The sequence below is a fragment of the Dietzia cercidiphylli genome (genome assembly GCF_039531545.1).
Lineage (GTDB): Bacteria > Actinomycetota > Actinomycetes > Mycobacteriales > Mycobacteriaceae > Dietzia > Dietzia natronolimnaea.
In genome coordinates, this window is record NZ_BAAAQG010000003.1 from 106,038 (window position 1) to 129,173 (window position 23,136).

The window sequence follows — 23,136 nt, forward strand, 5'->3', positions numbered from 1 at the left end:
CCGAGCGGGCCCACCGCTCGCTACTAAGTCCGAAAGGCGATCACTAAATGACCACTTTCCTGTTCGCCTGGAACTCCGGGGAAATTGGCGGCAATGAACGACGCATGGTGGACGTGGCGGAAACTCTCGTCGCGAGAGGCAATCGAGTCGCGCACTTTGTTCGCTGCCACGGAAATCGTAGTAATCTCGGCGAATTGATTAGTAAACGGGACGCGGGCACCATAGTTCATGGTGGCTTAGTGCATCTATGCTCCGTCACTGTCAAACTCGGGCCGGATTACGTAATTGGAGCCGGCATGCCAGTTTCATTAATTCTACGTATGCTGCGACTGTCCGCACTTTCGAAGTCAGCGCTTATAATGCCACGTCCGGGTTTAGATTTCAACAAGGGTGCGGTCTACAGGTTCGCAGATCGCCGAACCGCGTTGCTGGTTGATGCCTTCCTCACTAACTCGCCTGCTGCTACGGGGCAATTAATAAGGCAGGGGATTGCGGCTGATAAGATCCTGGAGATCCCTAGTGCCTTGGGTCAGGATTGGTATGTCAACGTAGTTCCTTTGGATTCTGCCCGTCAGGTAACTAGGTTGGGGCGCGCGATTATGGTAGGTAACGCCCGACGCGAAAAAAACCAGCGTTTCGGAATCGAGGCATTTCTTAAGTGCAAAGCGCTAACTCGACTGGACGTTTATACGAGTGCGGGGGCGGCTTTCGACCACTTAGTCGCCCAAGCGGAGGCGGTTGGCAAAGAACTGTATGTGCATGTAGGTGTCTTGGTATCTCCGGAGACGTACGACACGGCGGAGCTTCTTCTTCATCCATCGCTTAGTGAGAGCCTCCCTCGAACCGTGCTGGAAGCACAGTCTCGCAACTGCTTAGTGCTTGCCTCCGAAGCGGGTAGCACCCCTGACATCATTAGTTATGGGCGAACGTTGGCGGCGACTTCGGTAGATGAATGGGCGTGGACCATCGACTCCATGCTCGGTTCGCCATCGGAAAATAGAAAAGAACCGATAATCGAAGCGTTGACTGTTTCTGAATACACCTCGCGTTTTCTGGCCGCTATAGGAAACCTATCGTGAAGAATGTTGAGAGCGGTTTATCGGCGTTCGTTCTGTCGCTCGTCTCCGCTGCAATATTAACCGCTGGTAAACTATCGCTAGACGGTTCAATTACGCCCATTATGGTATTGGCGGCAATCGCGGTAGGATTTTCGATTTCGGTTTTCAGTCCATTGACTGTACTGACGTTCGGCATTGTCGCAGAGTTTGCTGCCGGTGACTTCGTATCGTGGCGCTTAGTTGGCATGGGATGGGTTGTCATCTCCTGCGTTGTTATGCTCGTTCAGAGAAGCGGCTCAGTGCGCGGCCGCACTCTCCTTCCGCTTCCGCCATTGGTCGCTGTTGCTCTTTGTGGCCTGCCGCTGCTTCTTCTGGTCCGCATGCTTCTTGCTGGATCGATGCTCGCCGGTCTTCCGTATTTGGTATGTCTCGCCGTAGTTGTCGCTTGTTGGACCTCTTGCACTCTGGAATCTGCCGTCTCAGCATTATCCCGCGCCATCGCATTCTTCGTAGCTGCGTCTACGGTGTTTGGGAACTACAATGAACAAGGAATTCGATTCGAAGGAATTTCTGGCAACCCTAATGGCATGGTCGAGTGCATATTAATCGGTCTGCCGTTTCTCGTAGCCTCCGCTTGGAGGTTACGCGTCCGGGTCGAAGGACTTGGGTTTGTTTTTGTTATTGCTCTATCGGTCCGGCTTTTGATATTGAGCGGCTCATCACAGGCGCTAGTCGGTTCGGCGGTCTTGATTCTCGGATATGCTGCGCTTGGGTTGGTGAGGTACAAGTCGTTCTCGCAGCTAAGTGCCCCTATGCTTCTTTTCGCTGCCGTTATAGGTTACTTTGTTCTGCCGTCGGTTCTCGCTGGCCTGAACGAGGATGAAGCTTCTCTTTCGGGGCGGACTCCGCTGTTTGCCGAGTCTGTGCGAGTTATACTCGTAGAGCCAGTTGCAGGTACGGGTGCGTCCCATTTCGACGTCGGTGTCGAGGGTCCGTTTAGCGCGCACAATGCTCTCCTTTCTATTGGAGTCATTGCTGGTATTCCCGCAATGGCAGCATGGGTCGTCATAATCGTCGCGGCGGCCGTCGCGTCGACCCGGTTGGTGAGTCTTGAGCAGGGGGCCGCGCTATCGATGTTGTCTGTTCTTAGTCTGCAGTTTGTGGCTACGCTCCAAACTCGGCCTCTAGTTTGGTTTATTCTAATGGTAATAATTGCGTCGGATATCGCGAGTCGTCATGTTAATCGGGACACGGTGCAGGGCGATGCGGCTCGCAGTTAGTTGCGCCTAGCGCGCAAGCCGCAGCACGACCCCGGACAGCCGCCATGCCGACTAGCCTTCGTCTTCGGCTCCGTCTATCCGGGGCCCGTCAAGCTACTTCGGTGGGCTGCGGCATCGGTTCGCGGCTGACAAGTCCGCTGCTGTCTGCATCGGGCCGGCAATCCAGATTTCTAGCCCTCAGGATTGGTTGACGGAAGTGGACCGCGGCCCTAGCGTTGCCCACGAAATACGCCATAGCCGCGGCGGCAACTCGTGTTCCAGTCAACGTCGCGGTTATGATGTCTCAAGGGTGCTGGGGCTGTGCTGTCGCTCGCCAATTATCACTCGGTCAGCTTGGGCAGTCTTGGAATGCCCTTTAAGGTTGTACTGCGCGCTAGCGTTGCGATTGGCTGTCTGATTCTGTCGTCAGTCCAAGCAGTCGCGGAGCCCGCCAGTCCGAAGTTGGCGTGCTGACCTCTCACGTGGCCGGCCGCCTCCTCCCAGCACGAGCCAGACCGCGCGCTCGCCGGCGTAGCTGTGCCCGTAGCTCGGACGGTGATGGATCCGTTCCACGTCGTCCACCTCGCTTCGGACAAGCTGACCGTGTGCCGCCAGCGCGTGCAGCAGGCCGCTACCGGGCACCGGGGCCGCACGGGAGATCCGCTGTACGGGATCCGCCGGACGTTGAACACTGGTGCCGAGCTACTGACCGACAAGCAGAGGATCCGGCTATGGAAGGCGTTCGTCGCCGACGATGCGCACGTGGCGGTCGAAGTCACGTACGGCATCTACCAGCGGCTCATCTACGCCTACGAAGCCACCAACCGCCGCGAGGGCAAGATCGCGATGTACAAACTCCTCAAGTCGATCCGCGCCGGCGTGTCCAAGAAATTGCCCGAGCTCGCCCAGCTCGGCCGCTCGCTATGGAAGCGGCGCCGCGAGATCCTCGCCTACTTCGACGTCGGCGCCTCCAACGGCCCCGTCGAAGCCATCAACGGACGCCTCGAACACCTCCGCGGAATCGCCCTAGGTTTCCGCAACCTCAAGCACTACATCTTGCGGTCGCTCATTCACTCCGGACAGCTCCAGAACCGGATCAACGCACTCTAAATCCGGAAGGGCCGTTGAACCCCATGGCCGCACCCAGGGTGCTTTCCTCCCGCAACAGGGTCCACAACGACGGCATCAGCTTCGAGCAGCTCCTCGGCATCGCGGGCGATCAGGTCGAACTCGAAGGTCGACGTTGGCGCGACGCCGCGGTCGAAACCCGGGACAAGGTCGTGGCTTCCGGCTCGGACGGGCTGGAGTCCGCGGTTCAGGCCGGTAGCCACACGATCGAGTCGGCCAGGCTCGTCACCGGGAAGGCCGCCGAGGGGCTCAGCAAGCGGTTGCTTCGTAAGGGCACGGAACACGAGACCGGCGAGAACGTGGTACTCGACAATGCGTCCGAGCAGGCGCGGCGTTCTCTCACCTCGCGTTCGACCACGCTGCCCACCCGCGGGTCGGGCCGAGGTGAACCGGAGGACGACTAGCGCAGGTGGCGGCTAACGAGATCGGGCCGTGGCCGAGCAGCCCGGCCGGTAACGCACCCGGTCTCGGGCGCGGTTGATCCACCGGTTCCGCCCACCCCGCCCCGGCGGGCCCGGTCGGAGGGGCGGGCGTTGTCGTCGTAGACGTTGTCGACGTCGGGCCTCCACGGCGCCGCACGACGCCACCCTGCGTGGCGCCCCCGACGCCGGCCCACAATGCCGCACGGGCCGAACCCCACGAGGGATCCGGCCCGGCGCCCCGACGCGCGCGGGGCCGGCAGCGCGACCTACTGCAGATCGCCAGCGATGATCGCGTCCATGTTCCGCTCGGCAAGGGCGGTGATGGTGACGAAGGGGTTCACCCCCACGTTGCCCGGGACGAGGGAGCCGTCGACCACGTAGAGGCCGGGGTACTCGTGGAGGCGCCCGTGGTTGTCGGTGGCTTTGCCGAGCAGGCAGCCGCCCAGGGGGTGGTAGGTGAAGTCGTCGCCCCAGGTCTTGTACACACCGAACAGGTCGGTGCGGTAGATGGTGCCTTCTTTTTTTGTTGATCTTGTCGAAGACCCTCTTGGCCATGGCGATGCCCGGCTGGTTCTGGGACACGCTCCAGGTCAGGTCGACCTTGCCGGTGGCGGAGTTGAACTGGAAGCGGGCCCGCTCGGGGTTGTTGGCGATCGCCAGGTACAGGCTCACGTAGGTCTCGAGCCCGGCCGGCAGGGGAGCGATCTCGGCGAAGATCGACGCGGTGGGGTCGGCCCAGTTGTCGATACCGAGGGTGGGGATGGTCGACTGCGTGGAGCCGGTGGCGTCCCATGTGGTTGGCGCGCCCGACCATGACGTTGCCGTTGTTGCCCCATCCCTCGCCCACCTGGTTGGACAGGTTGGGCAGGAGGCCCTGCGCCTTCATCGACACGAGCAGCTTGCTGGTCCCGATGCTGCCGGCGGCGAAGAACACCTTGTCGGCCGTGACGTTCTTGGTGGCGATCACCGCGCCCTGCTCGTCGATCTGCTCGATCGTCACCGAGTAGCCGCCCCCGGTGGCCCGGGTGACTGCCGTGACCCGGTGCAGCGGCGAGATGGTGAGCCGGCCGGTGGCGGCGGCCTGGGCGAGGTAGGTCTTGTCCAGCGACTTCTTGCCCGCGTTGTTGCCGTAGATCACCTCGCCGCCCAGCGCGGAGGCCTGCGCGGTGCCCGCCGCCTCGCGCTTCATGTAGTCGAAGTCGTAGACGTTGGGCACGAAGGTCGTGGCGAACCCGGAGCGGTGCGCGGTCTTCCGGCCCACGCGGGCGAACTGGTACCAGGGGCTCGACTCGAACCACTCCTGGTCGATGTGGTTCACGCCGAGGGCGGCGTTCGCGCGCGGGAAGTAGGTGCCGTACATCTGGGCCGCATCGACGTTCGGGAGGATGTGCTTGAAGTGGCTGCGCTTGGGCGTGACCACCATGCCGCCGTTGACCAGCGATCCGCCACCCACACCGCGGCCCTGGTACACCTTGACCCCCGAGAACTTCTCAGCGTCGAGGACCCCGACGTAGCGCTCCACCTTCTTGTCGATCCCGAAGCCCATGAAGTTGCTGACCGGCTGGCTGGTGGTGTCCGAGAGCCAGGTGGAGCGCTTGTCCGGATTGAGCATCCCCGAGAAGATTTTGCCGTCCGGCCCCGGCGTGTCCCAGCTGCGGCCCATCTCCACGATGTGGGTCGCGATCCCCGCCTGCGTCAGGCGCAGTGCAGGTAGCGGCGGGGCGGTTCAAGTGGCGGCGGGCCCTCGTCGTCGTCGGTTCTCAGAGCGCACCGGGGGAGCGCCCCAGCTCCGGCCGCCGGGAGGCGCCGCGGCCCATGAATGCTTGAGGCGTCTGGAGTGCAGGTCGTAGCGTGGTGCCATGGCTGGGATCACCGCGCGGCGTGTGGTCGTCGCACTCGACTGCCCTAATGCTCGATCGCTCGCCGAGTTCTACGCAGCGATGCTCGGCTGGCGGATTCGTGACGATGCCGAGTACTCGGATTGGGTCGACGTGCTGCCGCCGGAGGGCGAGCCGGACGCGGTCACGCTCGCGTGCCAGACCGTCCCCGACTTCCGTGCGCCGACCTGGCCCGAGGGGCCGGTCCCGCGCAGGTGCACCTCGACTTCTACGTGGACTCGATCGCCGACTCCGAGCCGGCCGTACTCGCCGCCGGCGCCCGCCGGCACGAGCAACAGCCCAGCCCCGACGGGCGGTTTGTGGTGTACCTCGACCCGGTGGGGCATCCGTTCTGTCTCTGTGGGGAGTGAGGCCGGGGCCGGGCAGGCTCGGTGCTCGAGCTCTGGTGGGACACGTCTGGGCGTCCGAAGTGCAGCAGTGTTGACATCGAACCGGGAAACTCGCTTATTTGCCGTTTGCTCAGTGCATGATCGGTGGGATGCTCCGCCCAGCCGGGCACTGACGAAGGGCCCGCAATTGAGTGCACCTACCCACCGACATCGCTCGCATGCCTCGAGGCTGAATGTGGTCGGCGCCGTGTTGTCGACGCTCGTCCTGGTGGCCGGGTGCGGGGGCGAACCGGCGACTGACGAGCCGACCAGCACGGAGAGGACTTCGAGTTCGTCGACGCGGACGACCACAAGCAAGTCCAACACCACGACCGTCGCAAGGACGCCGGAGACGGCGACTGCGCCGACGGGGGCGCCGGCCGCGGCCACTCCCGCAGCTGCAGGGCCGACGCTCGTCGAGTGCATCTATGGCGGGGGAGCGTGGACGGAGAGTGGCTGGTTCAGCGACGGTTCGCACGGGTACCACCCGCAGTGCGCAGCTCTGCGCAGTGAGCAGATGGCCGAGAATCCGTACCGGTGCCCGCGGACAGATCATTACGTGGCAGACCTGTCGGAATGTGCCGATCCGAACGGTATCCCCGTCCCGCCCGAGAACCAGAATGCGCCCGCGGTGGAAAAGCCCGAGGAGACAGTGGAACCCGCCGAGCCCCCTGACGAGCCAGAGACTAGCGAAGCGCCGGAAGTCGACCCGTGCGACGCCGGCGATACGTCCGAGGCATGCCAGGAGTAGCCGTCCCCGTCCCCGGGCATCCAGGGCGGCGGGCTTGGCGGGAGGGAAACCGAAGTTGACGTCGTCGTTGGTCCTCTCGGGTTTCCTCCTGAGTTTTCTTAGCTCCGGGTGCCCGCGGTAGCCGCAAGTAGGGTCGGTTCCCATGACGAACATTGTCTTTCTCCCAGGCCTTCACGGCGACGCCCAGACGTGGTCTCCCGTGATCCGCGTATTGCCGGAGCGGGTGAGCGCCACCGCCCTGGATCTACCGGCCCGGTCCGACCTCGACGCGCTCGCTGATGAGGTGGCCGAGCAGGTCGAGCAGGGCAGTGTCGTGGTGGGGCATTCGCTCGGCGGCGTGGTGGCGATGCATCTGGCCGAGCGGCACCCGTCGTTGCTGGCGGGGCTGGTGCTGGTCACCGCCCCGGTGGGTGCTGAGGATACGGAGTCGGCGAAGGCGCGGGCCGACCGCGCCGCGGGACTGAGTCCGGAGGCGTACGAGGAGATCGCGCTCGACGGCATGGAGGCGGTGTACTACGGCGACCGCGGCCACGATCCTGAGGTCCGGGCCGAGCGGCTGCGCGCGGCACGGGTGTACGGGCCCGAGCGGTTCGCCGCCCACTCGGCGGCGATCGGCGCCCGGCCCGACCGGAGCGAGTTCCCCGCGCAGGCGGGTGTCCCGGTGCTGATCGTCGGGGCGTCGGATGACCAAGTGGTGCCCACCGAGGAGCAGCGACGCTGGGCAGCGGCGAACGGGGCCGAAGCGGGCGGCAGTCGGAATGCCCGGGTGTCTTACACCGAGATCCCGGAGACCGGACACATGCTGCCGGTGGAGGCCCCGGACGAGCTGGCCGGCGCGATCGTCGACTGGCTCCGCGGACTCTCGGGCTGACCCGGCCGGTTCCGCGCCACCCGGCAGCCGCGGGTCGGGCGGGTGGAGGTGGGCCTCGTCGTCGTCGTCATCGTCGTCGTCGCGATCTTCCACCCGCACCACGTCGCCCAGTGGCATGCCCGCCTGGCAGTCTCCGGTGACTGGACGCGCGGCGCCGCCACTGGCCGCTCGCGCGCGTACCGTCGATTCATGACCGAGCAGCAGCCCTACGAGGTGCTCGAGCATCACCCGGAGTTCGAGCTGCGGCGGTACCCCTCCCACGCCGCGGCGGAGGTGTCCGTCGGCGGGTCGTTCAGCAGTGCCGGCAACCAGGCATTCAGCGCGCTGTTCCGGTGCATCACCGGTCACAATGAGTCCGCCGTCCATCGCCATGACGGCGCCGGTCGTCCAGGAGGCCTTCGGCTCCGAGAAGGTCGCCATGACCGCGCCCGTGGTCCAGACCGAGGCCGACGGCGGCGAGCACGTGGTCGCCTTTGTCCTGCCCGCCTCGCTCACCGCCGCGACCGCGCCGGTGCCCACCGATCCTCGGGAGCGGGTCAAGCAGGTGCCCGACCGTGTCGCGGCGGCGGTGCGCTACTCCGGACGGTGGAGCGAGTCGGCCTATCGACGTCACCTGGCCGACCTCGAGGCCGGGATCGCCCGGGCCGGGCTGGTCGCCACCGGGCCGCCCAGGTACGCCCGGTTCGACCCGCCGTTCACGCCGTGGTTCCTGCGGCGCAACGAGGTGGTGCAGGACGTGGTGTGGCCCGAAGGCGGCTGACTCGCGTCGCGCTGGCGGTGTTCGGCAAATTGTCCGCTTCCGTTGGCTGCGGAACGGCGCTATTATCCGAACATGATAAACGGCAAGACGATAGATTCGAGACCCCCTTCGGAGGCGGAACTCGTCGATGCCGCGTCCCAGGCACTTCGCGAGAGACTCCCGCCGGAGTGGAAGATCGATACCAGGCAGGGCGCTACATCGTCGACATCTGGCGGCGCCGATTCTCTGATGGTCGCCGAGGCTCCCGATGGGAGTGCCGCAACATTCTGTGTCACCGTCAAGAGCGCCGTCGTAGCTCGCGACATACCTGCGCTTCGGAAGAGGTGCGGCGACACTATGGCCCAGGTGCCGGACAGTGGGTGCCTGGTCTTGACTCGCTATCTCGCGCCCGCCGACCGTGCGCGGCTCGACGCGGCTGGCATTTCATACATCGATGCGACCGGCAATATGAGGGTTTCATCCCCCGTTCCCGCACTCTTCGTCTCGGATCGTGGTGCCGAAAGAGATCCCTGGCGGGGGCCAGGGCGCCCGAGGGGCACCCTCAAGGGAGAACCCGCGGCGAAGGTAGTCAGAGCGCTACTCGATCTTCCCGGGCCATGGCGTGTGCGGGAACTCGCCGACGTCGCCAAGGCCTCGGTGGGGTCGGTATACCGTGTGATGCAGTTTCTCGAAGATCAGGGACTTGCGCAGCGGCTGCCTGACCGGCGATTCCTGGTGTCCGACTGGGCAGCTCTTCTGCGCAGATGGAGCGACGACTATCAGTTACTCCGGTCCAATGCCGTGTCCCATTGGATCGCTCCCCGGGGCCTGTCGGACCTTCTCGATACGGTGCGCGAGGAAGAGGACGTCGACTACGCGCTGACCGGGTCCGTCGCAGCAGCAGCGTGGGCTGCCTACGCACCAGCCAGGTCGGCGATGGTGTACGTCCGAAACGTCGAACGTGCAGCGGCGAACTGGGGCTTGCGCGCGACCGAAGCGGGAGCGAACGTGCTGCTGATCGAACCCACTTACCCCGTCGTCATGGAACGCGCCATGACCGCGTTGGAAGGGCTCACGGTCGCCCGCCCGGCCCAGGTGGCTGTGGACCTCATGACCGGGCCGGGCCGGGCACCCGCAGAGGCGAACGAGTTGATCAAATGGATGGGGGCACATGAACAGTCCTGGAGAGGGTAGTGGCGATCTGCTCGTCAGTGCCCGGTCTGCGCTTCTGGACGCGGCCGAGGCGTTGTCCGAGCAGGCCGCAGTCGACGGGCTGATTGCGAGACCGGCATGGAGGGCCGCCCGTCATGACCTCGACACGCTTTAAGGCTGTCAAGTTGCTTGACACGGTGGTACATTTTCAGTGCGACCCCAATCGACGAAAGAGCCCCTGGGCTTCGGGAATGATCCCTAGTTGGTTGGGGTTTCGTGCGTCAGTAGTAGTGCTCGGTGCCGTACCCGAAGTAGTCACTCTCGATCCTGATCTTGCTCCGGATCAGTCTGTGAGCCCGGTCGTCGCCGGTCTCCCACTTCCGTGTGACCGCCCAGGTGCAGTAGTCCGCAGCCTGGAGACCGAAGTCGGACTCATCCCGCCAGAATGCCAATACTCGCTTGGCGCGGAAGGGCAGACACTGGGCCATGACATCGTCCACGGCGCCCCTGAACGCAGCCCGGGTCTTCCTGGTTCCCATCTGAGCGGCGACGACCTGGATGGAATCGCCCTGGTGGAACAACTGAGGGGCGGCCCGACTGAGATGAAAAAACCAGGCGTACTGGTAGAACTTCGGTTCGGTTGGGCGGATCGAGGGCTGGGCCTTGGACTTCTCCAACAGAGTGATGTCGAACCGGAACTCAAGTTCCACCAAGGCGTCGAACACCGCGTCTCGCACGACCTGGGCGTCCGGAGAGGCGTGGAAACACGAATCCAAACCCTGGGCCTTCCAGGCCAGTTCGTCCCGGAGCCGCATGAGGCGCGTCCGGAGCGCCCACACCTGTTCTTCGTCGGCGCACAGCGTGCCAACCGCGAAGTACCTGGATGCCTTCCCATTGCGGAGGAACTGGAGGTCGCCACTCTCATCTGCGAACAGATACTTGATCGCCACGAAGGGGCCTTTCTCTCGACTGCCACCTATGGAAGCACATCGAGAGGACACTCCTCGGGCGGGAAACTCACTAAGCGCCATTACCCGCAGATGACATAAAGGCAGGTCAGCGCGAATATTCAGCGTTTAATCCACAGGCGCTCCCCAGCAAGTCACAGCCTTGTAGGCCACTGTGACGAGTTGAGGGCGCGGTGGGTGAATAGCGTGGACCAGCTCTACGTCGCGCCGCACGAGTTGGTCTATGCCGGTCGGTTCGAATGGCGGGAAGTGGCGGTCCGCTCTCGGCGGTCGTGGGCCTTGTCGTCGTCGCCCTCAAGACCGCAGTCCACGTCGGACAGTGAGCGTTAAGACGGAGCGGGTCCGGTGAGCCACCAGGCGATCACGTTACTTGTCAGCTCGGGGATCGGGCCCTCGCCGGTGGAGCCGTCGCCCCACCGCGGAAGGTCCACCCAGATGCGCAATGGTGGACTGCCGATCATCGGGAGGTCGACATGGGCGAGTGGGCGCATCGTCGAGGCGAGCACGTCCCTTTCGGAGGTCCCGCAGTTGAGCGCCGGGACGACACCCGGCAGGCAGATCACCTCGGCTCTCCGCCCCCCCCCCCGGCGCCGTGGGCCTGCACAAGGGACCCCGCCACTCCGCGCAACTACCGCACGTCGCTCGACCCGCGTGCTGACCGTCCTGGCCTCCGCCCGATCGCCCCGCGTTGGGGGCGAGCGCCCCGGATCGAGCGGGATCGTCCACTCGGCGGGATCCGCCCGGTGGTTGGGGGCTCGGTGCGCGGTGCGCGGGAGCGGCGGCCGTCGTCATCGCTTTCGCGCTGGCACGTGAGCGATGTCGACGGACACCGGCCGCCACGAGATCCCGGGGATCGAACGCAGGGGAGCGAACGAGTCGGCAGCGCGCTGCCACGCGACGGACAGACTGCTCGCGATAAGGTCGGCGTCGGCGGGGTGGGCTCGCGTGGCGACGCGACGCAGGAGCTGGACGTCGGTGAGCTTGACCGTGACCGTCCACGTGATCGTCCCCCGGTCGTAGATCTCGGTGGTCACAGCGCTCTCAACATCGAGAACCCGGAACGCGCCCTCTTCGAGGAGTTCCTCCACACCGCCCGTAGGCCAGATCAGCCAGTTCAGTTGAGGCAGCGGCGGCAGGGTGGGATCGGGCCCCGCCTCCTCACTCGCCGGGTCCTCGATCACCGCACCGGAGAACGCATCGACCACCACCGTGTCCTCACGGTACTGGGCCAGTGCCGCCGTCACCGCCGCCGCATCGACGATGGCGACCTCCGCGGACACAGTGCAGGACCATGTCTCGCGGTTCCTGCCGGGACGGGGCCGCGCAGGCGAGGGTTGCGGGGTGGGCTCAGGCGCGGGCTCGGGTAGGTCGAACAGGCCGGGCTCGACAGTGTCCATGGCAGGTGAGACTACTTCTCCAAACGGGGGCGTCCCAGCGCGCCGCTCGCATCTCGTATCGTCGGTGAGGTGACGCCTTCGACAGATCGCCCCTACGGACCAGGCGACCTCACCGCAGACGAGTTGAAGCACGCGGTTCTCGACGCATTGGCGAGCGCGGGAGTCCCGCAGACCGAGTTGATGGCCTCGCTGGCGGCCGGGGCTGACTATCAGTCCCCGTGGGAACGCCCGGCCGTCAACCGGCGGCACCCGAGGCGCGAGACACCGGTGATCTACCGTGTCAAGGTCGAGCTGCTGGACTCGTCCCCGCCCATCTGGCGACGCCTGGACCTGCGCAGCGACCTCATGTTGCCGCGCCTTCACCTGATCCTGCAGGAAGCCATGGGCTGGACGAACAGTCACCTGCACGAGTTCGTCCACGCATCCTCGCGCCGGGACCGCGACGCCGAGCACTTCGCCTCCATGGACTACCCCGACGCCGGGGAGATGGGCGAACTCGACGAGGCTGACGTACGGCTCGACGAGCTGGCGCACAGCGTGGGCGATAGGTTCCTGTACCTGTACGACTTCGGTGACAGTTGGTGGCATCGCGTCACCGTGGAGAAGGTCCTGGAGCCCGACGACGACGACGACGAGATCCCGGATGCGACGGTGGTGGCAGGTCGCCGGGCATGCCCTCCGGAGGACTGCGGGGGGATCTGGTCATATAACGAGTGGATCGCCGGCGGCGAAGAGTTCGACTCGGATGGCTGGGGCCCGGAGGTACTCGAGTTCTGGGCCGGCTGGGACGCGGAAGAATTCGACCTCGAGGACGTTCAGCGGCGAGTGGTCGGAATCGCCGACACGCCAGCCACTCTCAGGGAAGTCCAGCGGGACGAGGCCGCGAAGCTGCAGATCCTGCTCGAACGGGTCGGCGACGGGGTCAAGCTCACCGCGGCCGGGTACCTGCCGCCGACGATGGTCGAGCAACTCATGTCCGACACCGGCTGGGACCGCAAATGGATCGGGAAGAACAATCGCGAAGACCTGACGTTCCCGATCTGGCAGTTGCGGGATTGGGCCCGCGCGCTGGGGTTGGTGCGCAAGTACAGGGGCGAGCTCCGGCCGACCCGCCGGGGAACCGCGCTGAAGAACGATCGCGATGCCCTGGCCGAGCTGATCACCCGGAGCCTGCCACACGACCGGCTCTACGGCACCCCGCTTGACTGGTGGTGACCCGGCCGGTTCCGCGCGGCCGGGTTCATGCGGGCCGGGGGAGGGTGGCGGCCCTCGTCGTCGTCGCCCCCTCTCGGACAACTCATCCGAACCAATTGAGAACCCGCCGACACTGAGCCTCGACCTCGGCCAGAAGCGTGTCTGCCAACCGGTTTTCGTCGTCAGTGCGCGGGGGGTGCTGTGCCACGGAGGAGCGGAGGGCGTCCGGCAATTCGAGGGCGTCAAGGTAGAGCTGAGCAGTGAGCACGCTCGGATCGAGGTCGTGGGCCTCCGCAAAGGTGACCCAGTGGCGGAGGGTGATCTCGTCGTAGGCGTACCGACTCCCGATCTTCATAGCGAGTCTGCGCTGACTCCGTTGTGGTGAGTACGGGTAGATCGACGCGATGTCATAGAGCGGTGCGAGCCGGGGTGGGGAATCATCGGCGTGAAGAATCGCGTAATTCTTGGCATGCGCGTCGGTGGCGCCGAGCAGAAAGTTGATCGCAAGCGCTCGAACGAAAAGCCAGACGTCTTCCTCGAGGCGGAGCGCCCGCAAGAAGGAGATGACATCGCCGGGGGATGGGCCTCCATCGGCCTGGTACTTACGCGACGGATGAATTGCGAGAGCTTGGCAGAGGTCCTCCTGATGGACACGGGTCACGGTTCCATCAGCGGCGACATAGCGGTCCCACCGTCGGCTGATCACAGCGGGAGTGCCGACGAAATCACTGTAGTCAGTGTTCGCCGTCGGCAATCCGACTATTCGGACGGCGTCCAGACACAGGACTTCGTTGTACGCCTGGCAGTGGAGATCGGTACCACCAGGCTTGATGATGTGCGTAGTGGGGATCGCGCCTGTCGCCTGATACCACTGGTCTGCTCGTCGGTGGAGAGCGATCTTCTCCTGAGCTCCTGCGAGCGACCAGTGCTCGCCGCGGGCCTGCCAGGATGCCTGTCTGCTGGAGACCAGCTCTCGGAGTCTCCCGCTGATGTCGGAGTCGGACATCGGTATGAGACTGCCTCCGTGGAGTTCGTCCATCGCATCGGGGCGGAGGAACTGAACAGCGCCTGCGCAATCGCGACCGACAACAGCGAGAAGAGAAAACGTGTTGCCTGCGACGGCCCCGTGATGGCGGGCGATCTGGACCCGCGCGGCCTGATTGTCGGGCAACAGTCCGTCGAGGAAGGGCTCGACCCGATCGGGGCCCCAGGCCTGACGGCGTCTGGGCATGGAGAGCGAGAGACTCCGTTCGGGGCCGGCGAGATCGTAGGAGAACCAGTGCTTGCCATGACGGTCCTCCGTCAACGTCCCCAGTCTCTGTCCAGACAGTAGGACCGCGAGTTCCTTGTCAGGCATCGGAGGACCGCTGGGTGATGTCATCTGCGACGGCGCGTGCACGGTGGGTCGCCCGGATGGCGCGTGCAGCGGCAAGCGCTGATTCGCTGAGGGGGGCAGGGTCCGCGGCAGGGTCCGCGGCGGTGAGGCCTTCGCCATCGTCCGCCGGCGTGTCGACTGCGTCGGGTGCGTCCATCGCCTCGGCCATATCGACAGCCTCGGGCAGGTGCCACGGGTGGCGGGCCGACTCGGCGGAGGGCGTGTCCGAGTCCGGCACCGGATACGCCAGTCGGATCGTGACGCCCAGAACGTCCATCATCGCGAGCACCTTGCTCAGTGACGCATTGGGAGCACGCCCGCTCTCGAAGAGGCTCACCCAGGAGCGTGTGAGATGGGCTGCCGCTGCGAGGTCGGCCTGGCTCATGCCGGCGGCGAGACGTGCGTCCCTGACCGACGTAGCGATATCGGTCAGAGTCCGGGCCCGAGCGGCGAACGTTGCCATGACGCTCCTGACGTTCGTTGTATCAGGCACAGCATAGATGTTCGGTTTATCGAACAAAAGGTCGCATGTGCGCTATTCCGAACTTTGTGTTGGTAGGGCACCGTGGGTGGACTTCTGAGCTGGTGGCGGACGACGGGCGTACCGTCGATCCCATGACCGAGCAGCAGCCGTACGAGGTGGTCCAGCGGTACCCGGAGTTCGAACTGCGGCGCTATCCCTCTCATGCCGTGGCGGAGATATCCGTTCGCGGGTCCTTCGACAGCGCCGGCAACCAGGCGTTCAGGTCGCTCTTCAAGTACATCACCGGACACAACGAGTCGGCTGGGTCCGTCGCCATGACGGCACCGGTCGTCCAGGAGCCGCCCGGCTCGGAGACGATCGCCATGACCGCACCTGTGGTCCAGACCCAGGCTGAGGACGGCGAGCACCTCGTCGCCTTCGTGCTACCCGCCTCGCTGACCGCCGCGACCGCGCCGGTGCCCACCGACCCTCGGGTGCGCATCAGACAGGTGCCCGATCGCGTCGCGGCAGCGGTGCGGTACTCAGGACGGTGGAGCGAGTCGGGCTATCGCCGCCACCTGGCCGACCTCGAGGCCGGGATCGCCCGGGCCGGGCTGGTCGCCACGGGACCGCCGAGGTTCGCCCGGTTCGACCCGCCCTTCAAGCCGTGGTTCCTGCGGCGCAACGAGGTCGTGCAGGACGTGGAGTGGCGCGACGGCGACTGAGCCCGGCTCGGTACGAGGGTATGGCCTGCGACGGATGCGCTCACTCGACGAGTGGTCACACCTGAGGGAATTGGGAAAAGCCCACCTGGGAGAACGTGATCAGGAGTGACCACGCGGCGGGTGGCCGCCGGCGGACGGCTCGGCCGGGGACTGTCCCGGAGCACCCCGCTGGCCCGCGACGAGCCGTCCACGCTGGCACCGTAGATCGGGCGAGGGCATTCTGGACGTCATGCCAGCAGACTCCAACCAGCCCGCTCCCAGCTCCGCCGCCGCAGCCAGCTCCGCCGCCGATCACGCGTCTGACGGAAAGGTCGGGCTGCGCGTCTTCGTCGAACCCCAGCAGGGCGCCACCTATGCTGACCAGCTCGCGGTCGCCCGCGCGGCCGAGGACCTGGGCTACGAGGCGTTCTTCCGCTCGGACCACTACCTCAAGATGGGCGACGTCAGCGGTCTGCCCGGACCCACCGACGCCTGGCTCACCCTGGCCGGCCTGGCCCGGGAGACCAGCTCCATCCGGCTCGGAACCCTGCTGACCTCGGTGACCTTCCGTCACCTCGGCCCGCTGGCGATCTCCCTCGCGCAGGTCGACCAGATGTCCGGGGGACGGCTGGACGTCGGCCTGGGCGCCGGGTGGTACGACGAAGAACACACCGCCTACGGCATCCCGTTCCCGCCCATCGGCGAGCGGTTCGACATGCTCGAGGACACCCTCGGAGCCCTGGAGACCCTGTGGTCGACACCCGAGGGAGAGACGGTCACGGTGCGCGGCAAGCGGATCGATCTGGTGGACTCGCCCGGTCTGCCCAAGCCGGTGCAGCAGCGGCCGCCGGTGATCGTCGGTGGCTTCGGCAAGCGCCGCACCCCCGCGCTGGCCGCCCGGTTCGCCGACGAGTTCAACGTGCCCTTCGCCGACGTCGACACCGTGGCCACCCAGTACCGCCGCGTCGACGAGGCGTGCGCCGAGCGCGGCCGGGCACCGGGGGAGATCGTGCGCTCGGCAGCCCTCGTGCTGTGCTGCGGGCGGGACGAGGCGGAGCTCGCCCGCCGCGCCAACGCCATCGGCCGGGTCGTCGATGAACTGCGGGCCAACGGCGCGGCCGGCACCCCGGATGAGGTGGTCGACACCATCGGCCGGTACTCGGCGATCGGCGCCAGGCGCATTTACCTACAGATGCTCGACATGTCTGACCTCGATCACCTCGAGCTGGTCGCTTCGGAGGTGGCGCGGCAGCTGTAGAGGAGTCCAGCGGCCCTGGTGTGCCATCCCTCGTTCGCGTCACCCTCGAGCGCACTCCGTGAGGTAATGAACCGCGGAGGAAGAACACCGAACTCCGTTGGTCCGATCGCCTCCGGGGCTGGCGGTTCCCCGCTCCGTCGGCGTTTCTCGAGTAAGGACTCCGCTGATGCTGTTCACGAGGTTGAAGAGCAGTCCCGCCGTCCTCGCGATCATCGCCATCCAGATAGTCCTGTACATCGCCCAGCTGGTGAACCCCGATGTCGCGGATCGGCTCGGTCTTCCGGGTCGTGCTGCGGCGTTGAGTGAGCGGCCGTGGAGTCCGCTGACCGTGATTTTCGTCCACGAACTCCTCGTACACGTCGTGTTGATGGTGTTGATGCTGGCGGCGTTCGGGCCACTGCTGGAGAAGTCCGCACGCGCCGTGGATGTGGTGGCGGTCTATCTGCTGGCCGGAGTGGCGGGCTCACTGGGGATGCTGGCCGCGACCGCTGCGGTCCCGGCGTGGGCGGAGGACGGGACCATCGTCGGGTCCTCGGCGGCGGTATTCGGCGTGACCGCGGCGGTGCTGGCGATGCGCCCGTCGTCACGGATCTTCGGCGGCACGACTACTCAATGGTTGGCCATTCTGGTCGCGATCAACATCGTGTTCCTGTTCTCGCTGCCGCTCGGTTCGGTGGGGCACCTGGTCGGAATCGCTGTCGGGTGGGTGTACGGGCGGTGGCTCAGGACGAGCTCGCGCCTCCATGCAGAGCCGATGGTGTGACGGGTAGAGGCACCGACCTCCACAGGAACCTGTCCCCAAACCGACACCTCAGGGTGTACGCGGAGACGAGTCGCAGCCTAGGTGCATGAGGGTCCAACTCCTGGCCATGTTCGGCAAATGGCCCCCTTCCGTTGGTTTCGGAATAGCGCTATTCTCTGAACATGGCAGTCGGAAACTCGCTAGGTTCCAGACCCCTCTCGGAGACGGAACTCTTCGATTCAGCGGCCGAAGCACTCCGTGCGAGAGTCCCGGCTGAGTGGGAGATCGATGTAGGCCAGGCTGCTACAACATCGTCCCTTGGCGGCGCAGATTCTCTGATGAACGTCGTAGCTCCTGATGGGAGCGTCGCTAGTTTTTGCGTCACCGTCAAGAACGCCGTCGTAGCGCGAGACATACCGTCGCTTAGGGAGAAGTGTGGCGAAAGTATGGCCCAGGTGCCGGGCAGTGCGTGCCTGGTGGTGACTCGCTATCTCGCGCCTGCCGACCGTGTGAGGCTCGACGATGCGGGAATTTCGTACATCGACGCGACCGGAAATATGAAGGTCTGGTCCTCTTCTCCCGCCTTCTTCCTATCGGATCGAGGTGCCGACAGTGACCCCTGGCGGGGGCCGGGGCGTCCGAGGGGCACCCTGAAGGGAGAGCCCGCCGCAAAGGTGGTCCGAGCGCTCGTTGATATCGCCGGCCCGTGGCGCGTGCGCGAACTCGCCGACATCTCTCGGGCCTCGGTGGGGTCGGTGTACCGGGTGATGCAGTTCCTCGAAGAGCAGGAGCTGGCCGAGCGGCTTCCCGACCGTCGGTTCCTCGTGCCCGACTGGGTGGCTCTTCTGCGCAGGTGGAGCGACGACTACCAACTTCTCCGGACCAATACGGTGACCCGTTGGATCGCTCCCAGGGGGTTGTCCGACCTTCTCGATACCGTGCGCGAGGACAAGGAAGGTGACTACGCGGTGACCGGGTCCGTGGCAGCAGCAGCGTGGGCTGCCTACGCGCCAGCGAGGTCGGCGATGGTGTACGTCCGAAACGCCGAGCGTGCAGCCGCGAACTGGGGGCTGCGCGAAACAGAAGCAGGGGCGAACGTGTTGCTGATCGAACCCGCGTATCCGGTCGTTATGGAGCGCGCCATGGCCGCGCTGGAGGGGCTCACCGTCGTGCGCCCGGCCCAGGTGGCTGTGGACCTCATGACCGGGCCCGGCCGGGCGCCCGCAGAGGCGAACGAGTTGATCGAATGGATGAGGGCACATGAACAATCCTGGCGATGACAATGGCGCATTCATCCTCGCGCACGATCTCCTCTCTGCGCTGCGTGAATGACCGGAGCCCCGACCAGTCACCGGTCCGCTCGGGCCCGCCGGCGGTCCAGTGCCCGCATGACCTGGGACGCGCTCGCGCCGTGGAGCACGAGGGAGGCGATGATGACCAGCGACACTGCCGGCCACAGCGACCAGCCGTCCTCCTTGGGGAAGTACCCCATCGCGTAACAGAGGTAGAAGAGCGAACCCACGCCGCGGACGCCGAACACGGACACGACCATCCGCTCGTCACGGCGGAGTGTGCGGTCCCCGAGGAGCGAGGCCCAGGCGGCGAGTGGACGGACCACCAGCAGGACGCCGGCCGCCACCGCCACGTGGGTCCACTGCAGGCGGGGGAGCGCGTCGGAGACGAACGAGGCGCCGATCACCAGCAGGACCAGCAGCGTGAGCAGGTGCTCGGTGTACTCGACGAACTCGTGGAAGTGCTCGTGGCGCTCGTCGTCACGCTCGGACGCGCGGACCCCGAGCGCCGCGCAGAACACGGCGAGGAAGCCCCACCCGCCCAGCAGCTGGCCGACGCCGTAGGCCAACAGGAGCGTGGCCACGGCGGCGGCGGGTTCGGCGAATCCCACGAGCCGATGGTCCCCCACGCGCACGCGGTAGACCGCGCCGGCCCGCCCGTCCGCCAGCTAGCCAGCCCGGCCGTCCGCCAGCCCGCGGGGCCCACTCGACGAATGGTCTCATCTGATGGATTTCGTCACACCCCACCTGGGAGAACGTGAACGGGATCGACCGAGCGATGAATTGGCCGCAAGGCATCAGCCACCACGCGGCGGCAGAGTCCGCGCCGGTCGGGGATTGCCAGCGGGTGTGTGAGGGGCGGGGTTGTCGTCGTCGTTCTCCCCGGCCGCCGAGAGTGAGGGCCTCGATCGCTCCGCGCCGAACAACCGGCGTCACCGAGCCCGCCGGCGCACCCCGCCGAACCAGCGTCGCTACCGCGCCCTCCGGCGCACCCCGCCGTAGATCACCTGATGGGTGATGAGCCGTTGGAGCACCACATCGGACGCCGGTGCGGGGACACGGACACCCCGGCCGGGCGGGGTGAAGACGATGAGTCCGTCGCGCAGCGGACCGAGCACCGAGCCCCAACGGCGCCTCGGTGGCCGGTAGTCGCGCAGCGGTCTGCCCTCGAGATGCGCTCGGATGTTGCGTGCGACCAGGAGGTGTCCGCGGTTGCGTGCGGAGGTGCGTCGGTGGCGGCCACATCTCCGACTGCAAAGACGTCACTGTGTCCGGACACCCGTAGCGTCGGCTCCACGCGGACGAAGCCCCGGTCGTCGAGCACCTCCGGGGGCAGCCACTCTGTGTTGGGCGAGACGCGGCCGACCGCCCAGATCACTACATCTGCTGTGGTCGGTGGCTGACCCGTCGTCCAGCTCACGGTGGCGCTGGTGAGATGCTCGTCGTCGTCGTCATTAAGGCCGCCGTGGCCCGCATTCCCACCGTCACCGTCCCCACCCGGCAGCTCCGCGCGGTGACCGGGATGCAGGCCCACGCCCAGGGCCTCCAGTCGTGTGCGCACCCGGTTCCAGACGCGGTCATGGTGATGGGGAAGTGCGCGGTCGCCGGGGAAGTAGACGTTCACGGCCTTGGCCGGCCAGCGTTCGGCCACCTGCGCCGCCGAGCTCAGGGCCGCCGCGCCGCCGCCGATGATCGCCACCGTCTCTGATGCCGCGAGGCGCTGGTGGGGGAGGAGGATGTCGGCGTCGACGCCGCGGGTGTCCTGGAGCGTGGGGTGGCGCCAGAATCCGTTGGTCACCCCGGTGGCGACGACGACGACGTCGTACGGTTCCTCGACAACCGTGCCGTCCGCGAGCCGCACGCGCACGATCCGCTTATCGGTGTCGAGGGCGGTCGCGCTGCCGTGCACGATCCGGACGGGGTCGAGGCCCCGGAACCGGCTGTAGGCGATGCGGTAGTCGCGCGTCCACGCCTCCGGCCGGGCCAGCCGCAGGCCGAGCTCCTGGCCGCTGACGAACTCCGGCTTGGCGGTGATGCCCACGACGTCTGCGTGCGCGCGGAGCGCGATCGCGGTGAGGACGCCGGTGTCCCCGAGGCCCACAACGACGACTCGGGGGCGGCTCACGCGGAGGTCGTGGTCCGGTTCTTCTCGTGCGGGCTCTTCTTGGGCGGGCGGGGGATGAACAGCGACACCCGCTCCACCACGCGGGCGTACTCGGGTCGCCGCTCGAGGCTGCGCTGCTCCATCATCGGGATGCTCACGGCGAGGAACATCGCCAGCATGGCAAAGGTGCCCACGAACACCCACCACGCGCCGGGCCAGGCCGAGAGGCCGAACAGGCCCATGGAGAACCAGATCCCGCATTCGCCGAAGTAGTTCGGGTGCCGGGACCACGACCACACGCCGGTGTCCATGACCTGTCCGGGCGTCCGGGTGGCAATGAAGCGGTGCATCTGCAGGTCGGCGATCGTCTCCAGGGCCAGCGCGGCCAGGCCGACGCCGAACGCCACGAAGTCCAGCCAGCCGAGCGGCTCACCGGCCCTGGTCGCCACCACGTAGACGGGGACGAGTCCGGCGAAGACCTGCAGGGTCGGGAAGACGTGGATGCCCATCAGGTCGGCCACGAACTCGAAGCGGCCGGCGCGCTCGCGGACCATCGGGTAACGCCAGTCCTCGTGGTGCATGCCGGGGAAGGTGCGGATCCAGTTGATGGTCAGCCGCACCGCCCAGGCCAGCAGCACGATCATCATGAGCCACCAGCGGACGTCGTTCACGCCCGCGTCGGCGGCGATCCACCAGTAGAACGCCAGCAGCGGTGGGATGACCGACCAGAAGGCGTCGTAGAAGGTGGAGTTCCCGTAGAAGCGGCTGAACGCGAAGATCACGACGGTCGCGATGAGGTCGGCGATCAGGCCGTCCAGCCACAACTGGCCGCTGTCGAGCCCCCACAGCAGCCACGCCAACCCGGCGCCGATGGCGATGATGTAAGCGATGCCGATCCGCAGGAGTGACGCAGCTTGACTCATGTCAGGCAGGGTAATGACCGTTCTGCGCGCGGGCCTGCGGAACGGTGAGATGTGGTGGGGCTGTGGAGTGGTGTGGTCTTGAGCGCTACCCGCTGGGCAAGGCCGCGTCCGCTCACCCCGGGTGACCGGGGGAGGGCCCGCGCTGGGTGTGCCCACTCGTCGACCGGTCGCATATGACGGATTCCGGGAAAACCCACCTGGGGAAACGAGATCAGGTGTGACCCCGCGGCGGGTGGTGCCCGGTGGCGGTGACGTGGCGGGCGGCGTTCACCGACGGGCCGACCATGGCCGTGTGGTCAGCCCAGGCCGAAGAGCCTTCCTGCAAGTCCCAGTGCCATGACCAGGACGATCAGCACGATGATCCCCAACAGCACGTAGATCCCGATGCGGGACCCGGACTTGGTCGGGCTCTGCCCGGTGCGTGCGCTGTCGGAGGCCAGCGACGTGGAATCCGAGTCCGGCGTCTGCGGTCCCGTGGGCGAGCCGCCGGCGTCGAGGTCGGGGGACTCGCTGGGATCCGGGTCTGACGGGAGGGAGTTGGCCATGCCCCACTTTTGCACGAGCGTCGCTCGGCGTGCCCGCGGGTGTCCGGTGCGGGTAGGGCCGGCGGGGACTTGAGTAACGGCTGTGCCGCCGCTGGAGGGGCAGTCGGAGGTAATCGCGCTGGGGTTCCAGACCGTCCCCGAGTTTCGCTCACCGACCTGGCCCGACGGTCCGGTTCCGCCGCAACTGCATCCGGACTCCTTTGTGGATCGCCGACTCCGAGCCGGCCGGGGGCAGGGGGCGCGGCCGGCCGCGAGGTTGAGCCAATGCGCCCCGTGGTGGCGTCCCGCCCCGGCGCATGACTCTGTCCCGTTAGACGCGAGTGCGGCGAGTGGTCAGAGCCGTCGGATTTCGTCTCGCCGGACCACGGTGAATGTGAGCGGAAGTGCCCTGTCGACGATATGAGGCCGGGCGACCGAGGCGAGGCGCCGCGGGGCCGCTGGCGATCGCCTCGGTCTGCGAGCCTTCGCGTCTGACCGCGTCTGACCGCGAACGATCGCCTCGGCCTAAGAACGACCGCGTCGGGG

The 23,136-nt window shown here is 66.3% G+C and carries 21 protein-coding genes and 6 pseudogenes; 15 read left to right on the forward strand and 12 right to left on the reverse strand.

The features are described from left to right. Positions 1-47: 47 nt before the first annotated feature. From ABD250_RS02155 to ABD250_RS02170, 4 genes and pseudogenes are all read left to right on the forward strand, one after another. The gene (locus tag ABD250_RS02155; RefSeq protein WP_182657642.1) at positions 48-1,079 is read left to right on the forward strand and encodes a glycosyltransferase; all 1,032 of its coding nucleotides are present in this window, start codon (positions 48-50) and stop codon (positions 1,077-1,079) included. Next, positions 1,076-2,338: an O-antigen ligase family protein gene (locus ABD250_RS02160; protein ID WP_182657644.1), complete on the forward strand. Its 1,263-nt coding sequence runs from the start codon at positions 1,076-1,078 to the stop codon at positions 2,336-2,338. The genes ABD250_RS02155 and ABD250_RS02160 overlap by 4 nt, the downstream gene beginning before the upstream one ends. Positions 2,339-2,854: 516 nt before the next feature. After that, a pseudogene (locus tag ABD250_RS02165) lies at positions 2,855-3,427 on the forward strand (ISL3 family transposase); the annotation flags it as partial. 23 nt (positions 3,428-3,450) lie between these two features. After that, positions 3,451-3,849, forward strand: coding sequence for a hypothetical protein (locus ABD250_RS02170; RefSeq protein ID WP_182657646.1), 399 nt, complete (start codon positions 3,451-3,453; stop codon positions 3,847-3,849). 284 nt (positions 3,850-4,133) lie between these two features. Here ABD250_RS02170 and ABD250_RS02175 read toward each other — a convergent pair whose 3' ends face one another. From ABD250_RS02175 to ABD250_RS02180, 3 genes and pseudogenes are all read right to left on the reverse strand, one after another. After that, positions 4,134-4,352: a GMC oxidoreductase gene (locus ABD250_RS02175; RefSeq protein WP_338404109.1), complete on the reverse strand. Its 219-nt coding sequence runs from the start codon at positions 4,350-4,352 to the stop codon at positions 4,134-4,136. A 91-nt stretch (positions 4,353-4,443) separates the two neighbouring features. Further along, positions 4,444-4,629, reverse strand: a pseudogene (locus ABD250_RS18055) (GMC oxidoreductase); the annotation flags it as partial. A gap of 187 nt (positions 4,630-4,816) precedes the next feature. Beyond that, positions 4,817-5,530, reverse strand: a pseudogene (locus ABD250_RS02180) (GMC family oxidoreductase N-terminal domain-containing protein); the annotation flags it as partial. Between the two features lie 196 nt (positions 5,531-5,726). On the opposite strand from ABD250_RS02180, the pseudogene ABD250_RS18140 reads away from it, so the two are divergent. The 6 genes and pseudogenes from ABD250_RS18140 to ABD250_RS02200 form a co-directional block, all read left to right on the forward strand. After that, positions 5,727-5,825: pseudogene (locus ABD250_RS18140) on the forward strand (VOC family protein); the annotation flags it as partial. Positions 5,826-5,899: 74 nt separating this feature from the next. Then, positions 5,900-6,115, forward strand: a complete 216-nt coding sequence (locus tag ABD250_RS02185; RefSeq protein ID WP_422110510.1) for a VOC family protein — start codon at positions 5,900-5,902, stop codon at positions 6,113-6,115. Between the two features lie 911 nt (positions 6,116-7,026). Beyond that, positions 7,027-7,755 (forward strand): alpha/beta fold hydrolase, encoded by a 729-nt coding sequence (locus ABD250_RS02190; RefSeq protein ID WP_182657648.1) that lies wholly within the window; start codon positions 7,027-7,029, stop codon positions 7,753-7,755. Positions 7,756-7,944: 189 nt separating this feature from the next. Beyond that, positions 7,945-8,052, forward strand: a pseudogene (locus tag ABD250_RS18060) (SOUL family heme-binding protein); the annotation flags it as partial. A gap of 52 nt (positions 8,053-8,104) precedes the next feature. Next, a complete protein-coding gene (locus ABD250_RS02195) occupies positions 8,105-8,515 on the forward strand; it encodes an SOUL family heme-binding protein (protein ID WP_277817550.1) in 411 nt (136 codons plus the stop codon). Between the two features lie 72 nt (positions 8,516-8,587). Beyond that, positions 8,588-9,688, forward strand: coding sequence for a type IV toxin-antitoxin system AbiEi family antitoxin (locus ABD250_RS02200; RefSeq protein ID WP_241730431.1), 1,101 nt, complete (start codon positions 8,588-8,590; stop codon positions 9,686-9,688). A gap of 239 nt (positions 9,689-9,927) precedes the next feature. On the opposite strand, the gene ABD250_RS02205 is transcribed toward ABD250_RS02200, so the two are convergent. The 3 genes from ABD250_RS02205 to ABD250_RS02215 all read right to left on the reverse strand — a co-directional run bounded on the left by ABD250_RS02205 (position 9,928) and on the right by ABD250_RS02215 (position 12,011). After that, positions 9,928-10,596, reverse strand: coding sequence for a DUF3800 domain-containing protein (locus ABD250_RS02205; RefSeq protein WP_067716045.1), 669 nt, complete (start codon positions 10,594-10,596; stop codon positions 9,928-9,930). Between the two features lie 344 nt (positions 10,597-10,940). Continuing rightward, on the reverse strand, positions 10,941-11,177 hold the full coding sequence (locus tag ABD250_RS02210; protein WP_017838078.1) for a hypothetical protein: 237 nt from the start codon (positions 11,175-11,177) through the stop codon (positions 10,941-10,943). Between the two features lie 225 nt (positions 11,178-11,402). Next, positions 11,403-12,011: a hypothetical protein gene (locus ABD250_RS02215; RefSeq protein ID WP_182659101.1), complete on the reverse strand. Its 609-nt coding sequence runs from the start codon at positions 12,009-12,011 to the stop codon at positions 11,403-11,405. A 69-nt stretch (positions 12,012-12,080) separates the two neighbouring features. Here ABD250_RS02215 and ABD250_RS02220 point away from each other — a divergent pair, with 69 nt between their 5' ends. After that, a complete protein-coding gene (locus ABD250_RS02220) occupies positions 12,081-13,226 on the forward strand; it encodes an IS1096 element passenger TnpR family protein (protein WP_182659100.1) in 1,146 nt (381 codons plus the stop codon). 82 nt (positions 13,227-13,308) lie between these two features. Here ABD250_RS02220 and ABD250_RS02225 read toward each other — a convergent pair whose 3' ends face one another. Together ABD250_RS02225 and ABD250_RS02230 are read right to left on the reverse strand one after the other, a co-directional pair. Continuing rightward, positions 13,309-14,562, reverse strand: a complete 1,254-nt coding sequence (locus ABD250_RS02225; RefSeq protein ID WP_182659099.1) for a type II toxin-antitoxin system HipA family toxin — start codon at positions 14,560-14,562, stop codon at positions 13,309-13,311. Next, positions 14,555-15,043, reverse strand: coding sequence for a helix-turn-helix transcriptional regulator (locus ABD250_RS02230; protein ID WP_182659098.1), 489 nt, complete (start codon positions 15,041-15,043; stop codon positions 14,555-14,557). Before ABD250_RS02230 ends, ABD250_RS02225 begins: the two co-directional genes overlap by 8 nt. Positions 15,044-15,195: 152 nt before the next feature. On the opposite strand from ABD250_RS02230, the gene ABD250_RS02235 reads away from it, so the two are divergent. The 4 genes from ABD250_RS02235 to ABD250_RS02250 all read left to right on the forward strand — a co-directional run bounded on the left by ABD250_RS02235 (position 15,196) and on the right by ABD250_RS02250 (position 19,027). Then, entirely contained in the window at positions 15,196-15,768 is a 573-nt protein-coding gene (locus ABD250_RS02235) for an SOUL family heme-binding protein (RefSeq protein WP_182659097.1), read from the forward strand. Positions 15,769-15,997: 229 nt separating this feature from the next. After that, a complete protein-coding gene (locus ABD250_RS02240) occupies positions 15,998-17,005 on the forward strand; it encodes an LLM class F420-dependent oxidoreductase (protein WP_241730736.1) in 1,008 nt (335 codons plus the stop codon). A 166-nt stretch (positions 17,006-17,171) separates the two neighbouring features. After that, entirely contained in the window at positions 17,172-17,768 is a 597-nt protein-coding gene (locus ABD250_RS02245) for a rhomboid family intramembrane serine protease (protein WP_182659096.1), read from the forward strand. Between the two features lie 161 nt (positions 17,769-17,929). Then, a complete protein-coding gene (locus ABD250_RS02250) occupies positions 17,930-19,027 on the forward strand; it encodes a hypothetical protein (RefSeq protein WP_241730735.1) in 1,098 nt (365 codons plus the stop codon). A 68-nt stretch (positions 19,028-19,095) separates the two neighbouring features. Here ABD250_RS02250 and ABD250_RS02255 read toward each other — a convergent pair whose 3' ends face one another. The 4 genes and pseudogenes from ABD250_RS02255 to ABD250_RS02270 form a co-directional block, all read right to left on the reverse strand. Continuing rightward, complete coding sequence (locus ABD250_RS02255; RefSeq protein WP_338404219.1) at positions 19,096-19,650, reverse strand: cation:proton antiporter domain-containing protein; 555 nt, start codon at positions 19,648-19,650, stop codon at positions 19,096-19,098. Between the two features lie 360 nt (positions 19,651-20,010). After that, positions 20,011-21,164: pseudogene (locus ABD250_RS02260) on the reverse strand (FAD-dependent oxidoreductase). Next, complete coding sequence (locus ABD250_RS02265) at positions 21,161-22,066, reverse strand: DUF1295 domain-containing protein (protein WP_182659095.1); 906 nt, start codon at positions 22,064-22,066, stop codon at positions 21,161-21,163. Before ABD250_RS02265 ends, ABD250_RS02260 begins: the two are co-directional and overlap by 4 nt. A gap of 296 nt (positions 22,067-22,362) precedes the next feature. Continuing rightward, on the reverse strand, positions 22,363-22,611 hold the full coding sequence (locus tag ABD250_RS02270; RefSeq protein WP_182659094.1) for a DUF6480 family protein: 249 nt from the start codon (positions 22,609-22,611) through the stop codon (positions 22,363-22,365). Between the last annotated feature and the right edge of the window lie 525 nt (positions 22,612-23,136).

What these genes read in the sequence shown, in the direction of transcription:
- ABD250_RS02155 (WP_182657642.1), top strand. Translation starts at nt 48, where the DNA reads ATGACCACTTTCCTGTTCGCCTGGAACTCCGGGGAAATTGGCGGCAAT.
- ABD250_RS02170 (WP_182657646.1), top strand. Translation starts at nt 3,451, where the DNA reads ATGGCCGCACCCAGGGTGCTTTCCTCCCGCAACAGGGTCCACAACGAC.
- ABD250_RS02190 (WP_182657648.1), top strand. Translation starts at nt 7,027, where the DNA reads ATGACGAACATTGTCTTTCTCCCAGGCCTTCACGGCGACGCCCAGACG.
- ABD250_RS02195 (WP_277817550.1), top strand. Translation starts at nt 8,105, where the DNA reads ATGAGTCCGCCGTCCATCGCCATGACGGCGCCGGTCGTCCAGGAGGCC.
- ABD250_RS02200 (WP_241730431.1), top strand. Translation starts at nt 8,588, where the DNA reads ATGATAAACGGCAAGACGATAGATTCGAGACCCCCTTCGGAGGCGGAA.
- ABD250_RS02215 (WP_182659101.1), bottom strand. Translation starts at nt 12,011, where the DNA reads ATGGACACTGTCGAGCCCGGCCTGTTCGACCTACCCGAGCCCGCGCCT.
- ABD250_RS02225 (WP_182659099.1), bottom strand. Translation starts at nt 14,562, where the DNA reads ATGCCTGACAAGGAACTCGCGGTCCTACTGTCTGGACAGAGACTGGGG.
- ABD250_RS02230 (WP_182659098.1), bottom strand. Translation starts at nt 15,043, where the DNA reads ATGGCAACGTTCGCCGCTCGGGCCCGGACTCTGACCGATATCGCTACG.
- ABD250_RS02235 (WP_182659097.1), top strand. Translation starts at nt 15,196, where the DNA reads ATGACCGAGCAGCAGCCGTACGAGGTGGTCCAGCGGTACCCGGAGTTC.
- ABD250_RS02240 (WP_241730736.1), top strand. Translation starts at nt 15,998, where the DNA reads ATGCCAGCAGACTCCAACCAGCCCGCTCCCAGCTCCGCCGCCGCAGCC.
- ABD250_RS02245 (WP_182659096.1), top strand. Translation starts at nt 17,172, where the DNA reads ATGCTGTTCACGAGGTTGAAGAGCAGTCCCGCCGTCCTCGCGATCATC.
- ABD250_RS02250 (WP_241730735.1), top strand. Translation starts at nt 17,930, where the DNA reads ATGGCAGTCGGAAACTCGCTAGGTTCCAGACCCCTCTCGGAGACGGAA.
- ABD250_RS02265 (WP_182659095.1), bottom strand. Translation starts at nt 22,066, where the DNA reads ATGAGTCAAGCTGCGTCACTCCTGCGGATCGGCATCGCTTACATCATC.
- ABD250_RS02270 (WP_182659094.1), bottom strand. Translation starts at nt 22,611, where the DNA reads ATGGCCAACTCCCTCCCGTCAGACCCGGATCCCAGCGAGTCCCCCGAC.